At 44.4% G+C, this 13,410-nt stretch carries 13 protein-coding genes and 1 pseudogene; 6 read left to right on the top strand and 8 right to left on the bottom strand.

All coding sequences use genetic code 11. The features are described 5' to 3' along the window. The 4 genes and pseudogenes from GRP75_RS12250 to GRP75_RS12235 all read left to right on the top strand — a co-directional run. Positions 1-203 (top strand): annotated as a pseudogene (locus GRP75_RS12250) (MDR family MFS transporter); the annotation flags it as partial. A gap of 19 nt (positions 204-222) precedes the next feature. After that, positions 223-777: a nucleotidyltransferase family protein gene (locus GRP75_RS12245; protein WP_023988129.1), complete on the top strand. Its 555-nt coding sequence runs from the start codon at positions 223-225 to the stop codon at positions 775-777. A gap of 42 nt (positions 778-819) precedes the next feature. Then, positions 820-1,242: a GNAT family N-acetyltransferase gene (locus GRP75_RS12240; RefSeq protein WP_023988130.1), complete on the top strand. Its 423-nt coding sequence runs from the start codon at positions 820-822 to the stop codon at positions 1,240-1,242. A 71-nt stretch (positions 1,243-1,313) separates the two neighbouring features. Beyond that, complete coding sequence (locus GRP75_RS12235; RefSeq protein ID WP_023988131.1) at positions 1,314-1,952, top strand: GDSL-type esterase/lipase family protein; 639 nt, start codon at positions 1,314-1,316, stop codon at positions 1,950-1,952. 103 nt (positions 1,953-2,055) lie between these two features. Here the strand turns inward: GRP75_RS12235 and GRP75_RS12230 are convergent, their stop codons facing one another. The 7 genes from GRP75_RS12230 to GRP75_RS12200 all read right to left on the bottom strand — a co-directional run bounded on the left by GRP75_RS12230 (position 2,056) and on the right by GRP75_RS12200 (position 10,837). Next, a complete protein-coding gene (locus tag GRP75_RS12230; RefSeq protein ID WP_023988132.1) occupies positions 2,056-2,937 on the bottom strand; it encodes a TetR/AcrR family transcriptional regulator in 882 nt (293 codons plus the stop codon). After that, on the bottom strand, positions 2,934-6,014 hold the full coding sequence (locus GRP75_RS12225; RefSeq protein WP_160789435.1) for an efflux RND transporter permease subunit: 3,081 nt from the start codon (positions 6,012-6,014) through the stop codon (positions 2,934-2,936). The genes GRP75_RS12230 and GRP75_RS12225 overlap by 4 nt, the downstream gene beginning before the upstream one ends. After that, positions 6,011-7,423: an efflux RND transporter periplasmic adaptor subunit gene (locus GRP75_RS12220; protein WP_160789434.1), complete on the bottom strand. Its 1,413-nt coding sequence runs from the start codon at positions 7,421-7,423 to the stop codon at positions 6,011-6,013. The genes GRP75_RS12225 and GRP75_RS12220 overlap by 4 nt, the downstream gene beginning before the upstream one ends. A 227-nt stretch (positions 7,424-7,650) precedes the next feature. After that, positions 7,651-8,328 (bottom strand): tetratricopeptide repeat protein, encoded by a 678-nt coding sequence (locus GRP75_RS12215; RefSeq protein WP_160789433.1) that lies wholly within the window; start codon positions 8,326-8,328, stop codon positions 7,651-7,653. A gap of 172 nt (positions 8,329-8,500) precedes the next feature. Further along, the gene (locus GRP75_RS12210; RefSeq protein ID WP_160789432.1) at positions 8,501-8,872 is read right to left on the bottom strand and encodes an iron chaperone; all 372 of its coding nucleotides are present in this window, start codon (positions 8,870-8,872) and stop codon (positions 8,501-8,503) included. Positions 8,873-9,032: 160 nt separating this feature from the next. Then, on the bottom strand, positions 9,033-9,563 hold the full coding sequence (locus tag GRP75_RS12205) for a GNAT family N-acetyltransferase (RefSeq protein WP_160789431.1): 531 nt from the start codon (positions 9,561-9,563) through the stop codon (positions 9,033-9,035). 239 nt (positions 9,564-9,802) lie between these two features. After that, positions 9,803-10,837, bottom strand: a complete 1,035-nt coding sequence (locus GRP75_RS12200) for a C40 family peptidase (protein WP_160789430.1) — start codon at positions 10,835-10,837, stop codon at positions 9,803-9,805. Positions 10,838-11,088: 251 nt separating this feature from the next. Between GRP75_RS12200 and GRP75_RS12195 the strand changes: the two genes are divergently transcribed. Then, positions 11,089-12,240 (top strand): iron-containing alcohol dehydrogenase, encoded by a 1,152-nt coding sequence (locus tag GRP75_RS12195; protein WP_023988139.1) that lies wholly within the window; start codon positions 11,089-11,091, stop codon positions 12,238-12,240. Positions 12,241-12,335: 95 nt separating this feature from the next. Here GRP75_RS12195 and GRP75_RS12190 read toward each other — a convergent pair whose 3' ends face one another. Further along, positions 12,336-12,932, bottom strand: a complete 597-nt coding sequence (locus GRP75_RS12190) for a TetR family transcriptional regulator (RefSeq protein ID WP_023988140.1) — start codon at positions 12,930-12,932, stop codon at positions 12,336-12,338. A 245-nt stretch (positions 12,933-13,177) separates the two neighbouring features. Here GRP75_RS12190 and GRP75_RS12185 point away from each other — a divergent pair. Then, positions 13,178-13,410 (top strand): oxidoreductase (locus GRP75_RS12185; RefSeq protein WP_483311090.1); only part of this gene is annotated, 233 nt, incomplete at its 3' end.

Here is a 13,410-nt window from a genome sequence, read left to right as displayed (position 1 = left end):
TGGGAAGCGTGCTGGCTCCTTTATTTGGTGGCTGGTTGCTGGATATCTATGGTCAAACGGCGCCGCTTGCCGTTTTTGTTCCGGTTGCCCTGTCGGTTGTGATTGGAATTCCGTTCCTTCTGGTCGCACGCCGCCGTCTGGTGCAGCGTACAGCACGGATCGCGGCTCAAGGAGGAGAATCGGTGCAGCAACTGTCATCATAAAAAGGGAGTTGAGTGCAGGATGAAGTCGGAAGAAAATGTGCTACGAATCATACAATATATGAATGATCCGCAGGTACTGCAAGACTTGCGATATGTGCGAGAGCTGAAGTTGCCGCAAGGATGTATTGCCGCAGGCTATGTACGTAACCGGGTTTGGGACAAGCTCCATGGCTATACAACTGCTACACCTTTAAACGATATTGATGTTATTTACTTTGACCCGAAAAATACGCTAGAGGAACGAGATGAGTATCTAGAATTGTCCTTGAACCGTAAGCAGGCCGGACGTAACTGGTCTGTCAAAAATCAGGCTCGGATGCATATTCGCAACGGGGAGGCTCCTTATTCCTCGATAGAGGATGCGATGAGCCGCTGGCCAGAGACGGCAACGGCTGTGGCGGTTAGATTGAATGACAAGGATCAAATAGAGGTCATTTGTCCGCATGGATTGGAAGATCTGCTGGATATGCGGGTACGGCAAAGCCCTTTGTTTCGTCACACAACGGCTTTTCGTCAGCGTGTATTTGAGAAGCAGTGGCTTGATAACTGGCCGTTGCTTATTATGGAGAATTAGAGGTAATCCTAATTTCAGGATATTAAGGAGAGACGACATACAATGTTTAAAAATATAAAAACAGATTCAGATCGTGAGGAGGTTCTGGAGCTGTTAACCTACGCTGTGCTGGATCATCCTGAACGCGGAGAAGCAGCTTTACGTACCTATCAAGCCTCGGATGACTGGAAGCTGTTCGGTGTAGAAGATGAAGGACTTATTGTAGGTATTGTTGGCTTTGAGGAGCAGGAGGATGGAACAACCGTAATTCGCCATCTGGCCGTGTTGCCTGAAAACCGTCATAGAGGATATGCCAGAGGCATGCTGCTTACGCTTATCCAGGAGCGTAATCCGAAACGGCTTACTGTGGACACGGATGCGGAGGGGGCAGATTTCTTCCGCAATGTGGGCTTTGCCGTATATGGATCAGAGGATTTGCCGGATGGTGGGCAATTCCATTGTGTATATGAAATAGACGAAGAATAAGCGAATCTCCGGGTCCCGCGTTCCTCTTTCTACATAAGATATGTTATGTAGAAAGAGGGAGGTGGGTTTCATTGGCGTACCACTATACAGCGATTGGAGATTCTTTAACAACAGGTGCGGGGACGTTGCTGAGCGGCGGATTTGTACCTATCTATCGGCGAATGGCAGAAAGACATCTCCGTACGCCAGTCAGTTACGAGAATCTGGGAATTAACGGGCTGACATCGCAGGAGTTGCTGTCAATGGTCCGCAACAATCCGCTTTTTCGGTCGGCGCTCAGCCGGGCTGAACTTATAACGGTAACGATCGGCGGGAATGATCTGCGCCCATACATCAGCGCCCTTGCTGGAGATTCCGGCTTGTCGGGTTCCTCCATTCCGCAAGCACTGAATCACACCAAAGAACATGTGCGCCAAATTGTACATGCCCTGTATCAGATAAAGTCCGGTCAGCGTGAGCCATTTATCATCCGAATGGTGGGATTATATAATCCTTTTCCAGGGGTAAGGGAGGCGGGAGTGTATGTGCGCCAGTACAACTCGTTTCTCTACACATTGGGCGGACCCAATTACCGGGTGGCGAACATTTATCCCGCATTTGAGGGCTATGAACGGGCACTGCTTTCGTTAGACCGGGTGCATCCGAACAGTCGTGGTTATCGCGTGATTGCAGAAGAACTGAATCGGCTTGGTTATGCGCCGTTACGGTGAGCGTGAGAGGATGCTTTGGATCGGACAAAGTATATTAAAGAAAGAGGTTCATGATGGCAGTAGATCTGACTATCATGAACCTCTTTTTATGCATTTCGGCGTGCTAAATCTCCAATACAGCCTTCAGCTTGGTACAGTCTTCCAGCAACTCGGGCAGCTGTCCCAAAAATAGAAGGAGGGCTTTCACGTGAGCTATTTCCACGTTTTCTTCCGAGAGCTCACGCTGTAATCTGCTTAGGATTTGCACATATTCATTCCGTGTAGCTTCATTTAATTTAGTTTGTTTCAGAACCGTATCTATACGTTGTAGTGCATAGGAGATTTGTTTTCCTTTGGTCCAGATTTGATCAGAATCTTCATAGAATACGGAATCGCGGCCCCACATGATTTGATGTTGAACATCAGGGCTCAACATTCCTTGTGCCAGTATATCCGTAATGCTGACAATAAATTCAGCCAGTGTTTGATGCTCCGTCGAGGACAGTTCTGAATCGCTCATTCGGAAGGAATTAATAATGATACTTTTGATGACAAAATTGATATCGTGCGCATAGTCACGTATAGATTGTCCATAAGCATCAATTAAGAAATCAACCATCACGTTAGACAAATAATGTTCAACACGATCAATGGCTTGTGCGATTTTTTCTTCCTTAGAACCGATTAAAGGGACGGAGTATACCAGCAAATGAACTTTATTCTTATAAATCCGGCCCAGCGCAATCAAATACAGTTGTCTCAACTTTTCACGGGAAGGTAGCTGATGCTTCAAATAAAGTTCTTTAATATCTGCATCAAGAAGTTTTTCAATCAGGACGATTGTCCCCAGCAGCAACTCTTCTTTACTTTGAAAGTATTTATAAAAGGAAGCCTTGACCATCCCGCTTTTGCGGGCAATTTCATCCACCGAGGTGGCATCGTACCCTTTTTCAGAAAACAGGGAAAGGGCGGCATAGATAATATCTTCACTCGTTATTTTTTTCATTGTACCCCCAATTTTTTGCTCTGTCTCTTTAATTTCCAGCGGGCAATAACCATATACAGGGACGGAACCACAAACATTGTAAGAATGGTCGAGTACATCAATCCAAACATAATGGTATACGCCAGCGGTCTAAACATAAGCTCTCCAATAAGCGCAATCGGAATCAGACCGACAATGGCTGTCAGTGAAGTAAGCAATATGGGACGGAAACGCGCTTTGGTCGCTGCAATAACCGCCTCCTTCAGTTCGATCCCTTCACGTCTTGCATCCTCAATAAACTCAATCAGCACAATGCCGTTACGTACGACAATACCTGCCAAGGTCATTAAGCCCAACACGCCCATAAAACTAACCGGCGTATTTAGAATGAACAAGCCAAGAAATCCGCCTGCTGCTGCCATATACACGGTAGTCAATATGATGAGTGGAGTCGAGAAAGAATAAAATTGCAAAAAGATCAGCATGAAGATTAATAGTATGACGACAACATATAACCATCCTATTTCTGATAAAATGTCATCTTGTCCTGAAATCTCGCCCCCAATTTCCCAAGTGTAGCCTGGAGGAAATTTAATATCCTGCAATTTAAGCTTGACATCCTTCATGACTTCGGAAGCTGTACGCCCGTGAACTTCAGCTTCAACAGTAATCGAACGTTTTAAATTATAATGGTTAATTTTTTGTGTTGCAAAGGATGGTTTCAACTCAGCCAATTGAGATAAAGGGATTTGTATACCATTGGCATTGGTCACATTCAATTGCTGAAACAAAATTTCAGGATTTTGATCGGTTTGGCTTAGCTTCAGCTTAATATTGATCAAATCTTTCCCCGTATCAAATCGGCTAAAGCTCACGCCATTACCCATTAACAAGAGTGTACGTGTCAGATCATTATTGCTTACCTGATATTGATCCATCGCTTGTTTGTTGATTTGGAAATCCAACGTATATCCTTCATTTTCCATATTATCTTGTATGTCCTGTGTTCCTCTGGTAGCCATAATGCCTTCTTTTAACTGCTGTGACAACGAACGCAACTGATCTACATCATTGCCTAAAATCCGAATGGAGATCGGCTTACCGAGAGGCACCCCCACTTTAGCTATTTTCAAGGAAATGGATTGACCCGGATAACGATCCTTTAAGATGGAGGGCCATTTGTCTGCCATTTCATCGGGATCAAATGCACCTTCTTCCCCAATAATAGCAATTTGTCCCACGGTTGTGCCTGTTTTGGCGTCAGCGGTCATATCTTTAAACAACCGGGGAGCGTCGCCGCCAGCCGCATAACTGATCGTTTCCACATGAGGTTGCTGCTTCACCCATTTGGCAATATCCTCGGTGACCCGCTTGGTTTCTTCTATAGAAGTACCTGTAGGCATACGCACATTAATGCTTAATTCCGGATCGTTGGTTCTGGGGAACAGGTCGATCGGAATCAGAGCAAGTATGCCGTACAGCGTGGTACTGATCAATAATCCTAATGCAGCATATAATCCAGGTTGCTTAATGACTCTCGGAATCAGCTTGCTGGTATATACGTTACGAAGAGCATCAATTTGTTTTCCCAGCAGTCCCGACGGCTTCATGGTGGAGTTGGGCGTTTTTTGATTTCGTTGTCCATACCATTCTCTAAAGATTGGGATGACGGTAAAGGACATGAGCATGGAAGCCAATAACGTAAAGATAACAGCAAACGGTAATGGTTTGATAAGGGAGCCTGCATCGCCTGATAAAAAGAACAGCGGGGCAAAGGAGGCTACAGTTGCCAGGGTTGCGGTCAAAATGGAAATGGAAACTTCTTTCGTTCCATTTAATGCTGCTATCTTGGGACTCTCGCCCAAGGTCATCATTCTGCGTTCAATATTATCATTAACCACCACAGCATCATCGACTAGAATCCCCATTACAATAATTAAGCCAATGACCGTAACCTGATTCAATGTTATTCCGAGCATAGGGAGAATAATGAGACCTATGGCGATTGAAATAGGAATAGCCAGTGCCACAAAAGAGGATGTAATCAGATTCAAGCCCAATGTACATACGATCACAACCGCCGCAATGGCAAACAGCAATTCACGGGTCAAGCCATGAAAAATATGATCAATCCGCTCGGTCTGTGAAAATAACGTATTCAGTTGAAACGTATTAGGCAGATCTGGTTTTAACAACTGCATTTCTTTATTTACTTTGCTATAAATCGTGTCTACGTCAGAGCCGGTATTACCGTTAATCGTCAGCGTAATAGCTGGTTTACCGTTAAAAAAGGCCATATAGCTGCTGGTGTTATGTGTAAGCAATACGGTGCCCACATCACTGAGATACACAGGAGCGCCACTTTCAGTTTTGGAAATAATGACTTTACTCAAATCCTGAGCATTCTTGGACTGCGTCACATTCATTCGGTAGGTACGTTCATTGTAATCCAGATTGCCTATCGGATATTGCTCATTTTCCTTCTGCACTGCACTCATGAGCTGTTCCCAACTGATATGGTACTGCTGGAGCTTTTGGGCATCAATCTGAATCTGAACCTCTTGATCCGGTAATCCCTTGATTGTTACTTCCGATACACCGGGAATGGTTTTTAATTGATCCTTCCATGATATCACCATATCATTTAGTTGATACAATTGCTCCACAGAGTCCCCCGTGATGGCGTAGGAATGGATAAATACTTTATTCAAATCATCGTTAACGACAGGCTTTTGAGCATCTGTGGGCAGAAAAAATTGGGCATCGTTCATTTTTTTGCGTAATGTATCCCAGACTTCTGCGGCATTGGCGTTGCCTTCTGTCTCAATGATAATCGTCGAAAGTCCATTTTCGGATGTAGAAGAAATCTTTTTAATATGATTGATTTCTTTCATTTTTTGTTCCAGAGGCTTCGTGACCGTTTGTTCTACCTTTTGGGGTGTAGCTCCAGGGTAGAGGGTCGTGACCACAGCGGTTTTCTTGATAATATCCGGCGTTTCCTGCCGGGGAAGTTGAGAGACACTATATAGCCCGGCGACAATCGCCATGATAAAAATAAAGAGGGTCAGTTTTTTCTTTTTGATAAAATATGCAATCATTTGCTCGTTCCCCCCATGATCTGAACGAGCAGCCCATCGTAGATCAGGTTTACTCCGGTGGTAACGATACGATCCCCGACATTCAGTCCCTTGGTAATTTCGAGCTTATTGTTGGACATCTGACCGACATTCACGACCGTCTTGACCGCTTTGTTGTTCACCACTTTATAGACAAAAGTATCTGTACCGTTATTAATGACAGCTTTGGCTGGGAGCAAAATTTGCTCACTCTGAGTCAGTTGGCGGCCTGCCTTTATGACTTGTCCCGGGGCCCAATCATGCTGGGGGTTAGGAACAATCACTTCTACGTTGATACTGCCCGTATTGGTGTTGGTGGCCGGATAAATTTTGCTGACCGTTCCTTCTCTGTTCTCATCGTACAGTTGAAGTTGGACTGTCTGACCTTGCTTCCAGTTCGTGATTTCATGATCGGGAACAGGGAGCAGCACCTTGAGCTTGTCGATTTGTCCGATACGATATATCGGCTGTCCAGTGCTCGCCAATTGTCCCACCGTTGCCTTTTTCTCCAGAATAACGCCGGAAATGGGGGCTTTTAAAGCTGTCTTGGAGAGGGAAAGTTCGGCTTGCTTTTTGGCAATGACCGCCTGTTGATATGCCGCAGTTGAGTTATCTCGAGAGGCTTCTGCCTGTTCCTTCGCAGCGATAGCAGCTTCTTTCCCGGCTTGGGCTTGCTGTAGGCTGGATTCTGCCGATTGCCGATCTTCCAATGTTGCTCCCTCCTGGATTAAGGAGAGGGCTTCTTGTGTATCCTCCAGGTCCTTGGTGGCATTGGTCAAAGCGAGCTGCGCATTTTCATAATCGTTTTTGGTTGCAGCTCCCTGATCATATAAAAGCTTGGTGCGTTCAGCGGTAGCCTGTGCTTTAGTCAAAGCGGACTGTGCTCTTTGCACTTTGGTACGGACCTGTGCCCTTTCCTGCTCACGGGCACCCTTGTTCACTTTGTTAACTCCAGCTTGAGCTGCTGCCTTTTGCGCGTCGGCGGATTGAATGGAGGCATCTGCACTTGAAATGGCAGCTGTAGCATTTTTGATACCTGCCTGTGCTTCAAGAATAGCTGTACTAGCCTGCTCCAGTTGTAGCTGGTAGCTGGATGAATCAAGCATCGTCAAGATCTGCCCCTGGGATACGGAGTCTCCCACATTGACTACTGTGTCGCGAATCAGTCCGGATAACTCAAAAGATACGGAGGTATCCTCATAGGGCTGTAGTGTGCCTGAAAGGTCAAAAGAAGCAGACAGCGGTTCTTTTTTAACAACCATCGCTTCCACCTTTTGCTTTTGTTGTTCTGCTGCTTCATTATTACTCGATCCTGTAGATGAGCAAGCTGAGGTGAACAGAAGAATGAATATAGCAGATATGTAGAGACTGGGTTTTAACAAGATGATCATCCTTTCTGTCTTTTTGTACTTTAAAGTTTATGTATAAACTCATCAGTTCATAAACGGATTATATGACCTGATTTGTGGCATGTCAACGACTGATTACAAAAAAAATGCCTCAAATTCAGGATGCGAAAGGGAGCCGATTCAGGTCCGTGGAAGTACATGGTAGACAAACGTAAAAACGACCTTTCTCAAAAGAAGAGAAAGGTCGTTAAGAAAATAAATATAGCTGTTTAGCCGATTAATTTACGGAATAAGCTACGTACAGCCCACTTGCGCTCACTTCGTTTACGGTATTTGGGCAGAGAGCGATAGACGGCAATGGACTGGTTAAAGGCTACAATGGCCTCATCCTTGCGTCCCAGCATACGGTACATCAAGCCTGTCAGATAATAGCCCTCACTGGAAGAAGACTGAATCTCCTGAAACTGCTGCAGATAATGAAGCGACTTATTGACGTCACGTTCCTTGAAAGCAGCGGCTAAATGCAAATAAGGCTCACCGTATTGCACCCGCGGGTTAATATCCAGTGCTTTCAATAAATGCTGTTCTCCAACCTCCAGATGGTTTGTGTGTACTTCAGCCGTTCCCCGTGCGTTCCAATAGTCTGCTGATTCTTCATAACGGGATTGAATTTCCAATAACAGCTCCAAAGCCTGAGGATATTTCTTGCTTTCGATCCAGATACGAGCCAAATCGAACTTGGCAGCCACATCGTTGGCGTTTAGCGTAATCTGTTGGCGCAATCGAGCGGCATTGCGTCTTCTTTTCCATGGTCTGCTGATGCTGGGCAATACACCGACAAAGCTGCGATCCAATATATAGATCACGATTAGGAGTACGAGCATTGCCAAAAACGGGTTGCCGAGCAAACTCCATAGTAGAGAGAAAATTAAAAATTTCCCAATCATTCTGCTCCAATCCTCCTGTGCATGTAACAATCCATACTTTCCACATTATAGCATAGGGTCACTTTAAGGGTCATTAGCATGATGAGATTTGGAAGGATGGTAGAGGGGGCGAGAAGAGAAATACTTATTTGTGATGCTCGATGTATAGTTTTACGAGAAAAGGAACCTTTTTTTATTTCCGCCAAAAGGTTGAACAGTCTGCCTTATCCAAAATATTAAACTCGATCATTTTCTCAAGTAATGAGAAATCAACGGGACTATCCCACTGGATACGTACCAACTGCTTGGTGTGATCATAGCCAGCCTGCACAATTAACTCAGAAAAATGATTAATCCCTGCCTTTTCAGGGGCAACGGCCAAATGATGTTTGGCTACGCTAAAGCCAATAATAAATGTGCCGTGATCCGTAAACATAGGCTGACTCCACGCAATTTTTGCCATTAAATTTGGAAACTTCTTGGTTACCCAAGCCAAAACCTCTTGCGTTCGAGCCCGATGTTGGGGGTTATCAATATGCGCTAAATATTCTGCAAAAGCTTCCATGTTGTTCCCTCCTTAATTAAAAATTATATCGTTCAGAAAAGTTCCTCAAACCTATTTGTCATTAAATGGTTTAACTATCATTTTATCGCAGCAACATGTTTCTCAAGGAGTAATTGTCTGTTGAATAATCAAAAATATATTTAGATATAAAAAACACCTTTTATGTCCTGTTATATTCCTCAGCAAGAATAGAGTACAAATATGAATCATGAAACTCGCCTTTGTAGTACCAGTGTTCACGCATCAAACCTTCACGTTGCATTCCAATCTGTTGCATAACCTTCTCAGAAGCTTTGTTTTCTGGACGACATGTTGCATAAATACGGTGGACAGCAAGTGTGCTAAATCCAAAGTCTAGTAACGCTCGTGCTGCCTCTGCTGCATAACCCTTCCCTTGATAATCGGGATTCAAAACATAACCCATTTCTGCATTAGTATCTTTGACATGAATACCAACACCGCCGATCAGGGTTCCATTGTTTTTCAGACAAACGGCTAGTTCATAGTCTTGTTGTGGGTGTTCCTGCTGTGAAGCTAGAACTTGTTCTATATATGCCTTTGTATCTTCTTCTGTATTCGGTCCCCAGGCCGTATATCTAGTAACTTCAGGCAATGACGTGTACGTATGTATACTTTCCCAATCAGATCTGAAAATATCACGAATGATGAGCCGGTTTGTCTCAAATTGCATAATTATTTATTCCTCCTGTCTATAGTCAAAAGACTCTACCTAGTATTTCAAAACGATTAATACCTCAATCCAATTTTTTAAGCGAACGTAGTCTTTAAACGTTATGACCTCCATTTTACAATGAATCCAGACCTTTTGCCGCCTGAACGCAATCCGCAAGGGAGCGTCCGGCAAAAGGCAATTAGAAGATAATGAATGTGGACTGGAATAGCCTACTGTTACTGGCTATCTGGTTCGTCCTAAAACAGCCTGCGCGCTGTGACGAAACGTTTCTGCCATTTATCGTCAAGCGTGTCAAAATGAACGCCGCGTTCTTTGGAAAATGTATGGAGCAATTTGTTGTTCCCTGCATAGATAGCCACATGGCCGATCTCTAGCCCGCGTGCGCTGAAGAACAGCAGGTCGCCTTTGCGCAGCTCGTTCAGCCCGACCTCCCGCCCTTCTTTAGCCTGATCGTAAGAGACACGGGGGAGGTCGATAGAGAGCGTATGCTGGAACACTTCCCCCACAAAAGAAGAACAATCAAAGGTCGATGTCTGTCCGGTTGCTGCGCCGAATTCATAAGGGATACCGAGAAATTTCTCTCCGTAGGCGATGAGTTCATCTCCCTGCCGTTCCGCCAGGGATTGGCTGGAATAGTCGCTGTATTTTGGTTTTGCCGATATGTATCCGGTCAGGTTGTCTTTAGTGCGCACTTCCAGCCAGAGAGCATTGACCTCGCGGATGACGTGAACCTTTTCGCTGGCTGGAATAAGCCGCAGGGAAGGGGAAGCTCCCGATGAATCCGGTTCGCTGCGCAGGTTGACCCTGGAAAGAACTGTTGTGAAAAAATCGTCCCTGGAGGCAATCCGGATTGTCCGGGTAAGGGCATCCCACTTCACTGTGCTCCCAAGTGCTTCGCTCACAAAACGCAGTGGAATCATCGTGTTGCCCTCAACGATCTGTCCCGGAACATTCAGGGACAGCGTTTTGCCGTTTAGGGTAGCAACGAGTTCCCCGATGTGGTAGGTCAGCACCGTGTCGGTTTTGGTTGCTGTTACGGTTTTGCTGAATCCGTTCCAGGAAAGCACAGCTCCTTGCGCCTCAAACAACTGACGCATGGGGACGAGCGTTGTCCCGTCTAGCAGCAGCGGCTCGGCGGCAAGCTGAAGCGGGTGGTCATCCACATAAACGGTCGTCACCGGAGTCAGCGGTACCGACTTCGCATAAGACGGGTTTGCTTGGAGCAGCGATACTGCCAGCAGAGCCAGCAATACTCCCTTGTTGATTGTCATGCTGTCATCACCTCGTTGTTAATGTGTTCATCTAAGTTGTACGAGGCTTCCTCCGATTAGTTGTGTACCAAATATTGGATTCACTAAAAAAACAAAACAAACAAAAATAAAACCAATAAATATCTGTGTTTTATTATTGACATCAAAATAAAATAAAGATAACATTATAAATGTGAAATATTTCACTTTAGAGAATAATTCCGTATTTAGCGAGGCAACAAGAAGTGAATCCTTTAGGAGGCCGATTTTATATGAGCGCACATGTATTTTTTGTACCATCTATCAATCTTATGGGAACAGGCTGTTTGCATGAAGTTGGGCCGTATATAAAAGAACTGAATTTAAACAAAGCTCTAGTCGTTACGGATAAATTTTTGATGAAGAGTGGCATTGCAGGCAAGGTTACATCTTTGCTGGATGATATTGGATTGAACTATGCGGTATACGATGAAGTAAAACCAAATCCGACCTGTAAAAATGTACATGATGGTGTTCAGTTTCTGCAAGAAAACGGATGTGACTTTTTAATTTCGATTGGCGGAGGATCACCACAGGATACGGCTAAGGGAATCGGCATTATTGCTACCAACGGGGGACATATAACCGAGTATGAGGGCGTTCATAAATCCAAGCACAAATCGCTTCCTATTGTGGCTATTAATACCACAGCAGGAACATCGGCTGAAATCACGATCAATTATGTCATTACGGACGAAGAGCGCAAGGTCAAGATGGTTATGGTTGATAAGAATAGTGTAGCTACGATTTCGGTCAACGACCCTGAGCTGATGGTAGACAAACCCGCCGCATTAACGGCAGCTACAGGGCTAGATGCTCTGACCCATGCTATTGAAGCTTTGGTTACGCCAGGTTCCTATCCTGTAACGAATGCGACTGCGTTGGCAGCAGTAGAGATTATTTTTAATCATTTGGCTCGTACAGTGAGCAACGGTCATGATATAGAAGCACGTGAGCAAATGGTATACGCTATTTTCTTGGGAGGACTTGCATTTAATAATGCCGGATTGGGTTACGTTCATGCGATGGCGCATCAGCTTGGCGGCGTATACGATTTGCCTCATGGTGTTTGTAATGCCATGCTGCTGCCGATTGTGGAGGAGGAGAATGCCAAGCATGTACCAGAGAAGTTTCGTGCCATCGCTAAGGTCATCGGTTTTGAAGATAAGGGGAAAACGGATAAGGAATGCGCAGACTATGTAATCCAAAGAATCAAAGACCTGTCGAAGGAAGTAGGGATTCCTTCCAAACTTTCTGAACTGGGTGTAAATGAAGTGGATTTGGATCTGCTTGCCGAGAACTCAATGAAGGATGCTTGCGCTCCGGGCAATCCGTTCATACCTAGCAAAGAACAAGTTATCGAGATGTTTAAGAAAATTCTTTAAATAAAAGATGCAATTATTTTACTAAATACTATAAGGGCTGTCCCAGGAACTGATCGAAGTATACTGGGAACGGCCCTTTTTATTCGCATTTTCTGCTAAGAGATTTGTGAGACTAGAGATAAGACAACCCCATTGAAGATTAAAGGCACAGCTCTCTCGGCTAAATCTGTAGGAGACTCTTTTTTTCCTTCCACATTCCAGCGAAAGGTTACACCATAAATGGACCAGCTTAAAATGGTCGCGGCAAGTTCTAACGTTCTTTGGTCTGTATTATTGGCTTCTCTTGTTATGAGTTGAAGTATGAATTGCTCTAATTGATTCTTAATATGTTCTTCCAGGATCGGTGCCACTGAATTATATTTATGAACGCATTGGTTACTTGAGTCGTGATAGTCACATAACGAAAGAATAAGTTTCTGAATGATCTCCTCCGACAAACGTGCCTCAGCATCAATCCTCTTGATAACATACTCCAAAAATGCGTCTGACAAAAGGGTTTCAAGCAGTGCATATTTATCTTGAAAATGTGCATAGAACGTGGCACGGTTAATGGTGGCTTTTTGGGTAATGTCATTGATCGTAATCGTGTAGAAGTCTTTCTTATTTAATTGGTCAACGAATGCGTCGAGAATTAATCTACGTGTTCGAATGACGCGCGGATCGTTTGGGTTGGGTGAGGTTACACCAGGCATCCTCAAGACACTCCTTTCAGGTAAATTAAATGATTCCCCCATTATAAACATGTGTTGTTTTGTCAACAAGTGAGTTTAGATATACAACAATTTTATAACCCTTTTGGTTAAGCAACAGAATGAACATTTTGTCGGTTGAATGATAAATTAAACATTGCTAACATTTCACTTGCACCCCGTTTGATGGTGCACGAGCTTTTTATATATCGCTAAAAACGATAAAAGAAAATGGGGAGGTACAATCCTTGAGTAATCAACCGCAAAATGTCCATTCAACAGAAGCTTTATTTCAACCTTATACCATTCATAATCTGACCCTACAGACTCGTATTGTAATGCCGGCAATGGGCCGCGCTTTTTCACCAAATGGTGTGCCAGGACCGGATGTAGCCGCTTATTATCGCCGTCGCGCAGAGAATGGTGTAGGTCTTATTATTACTGAAGGTGCAGTAATTGACCATACTGCTGGAACAAGTGA

Origin of the sequence: Paenibacillus sp. OT2-17 (assembly GCF_009827695.1) — a bacterium.
Classification (GTDB): domain Bacteria; phylum Bacillota; class Bacilli; order Paenibacillales; family Paenibacillaceae; genus Paenibacillus; species Paenibacillus polymyxa_B.
The sequence above is the reverse complement of the archived record's forward strand: the minus strand, read 5'-3'. Positions and strand labels throughout refer to the sequence as shown.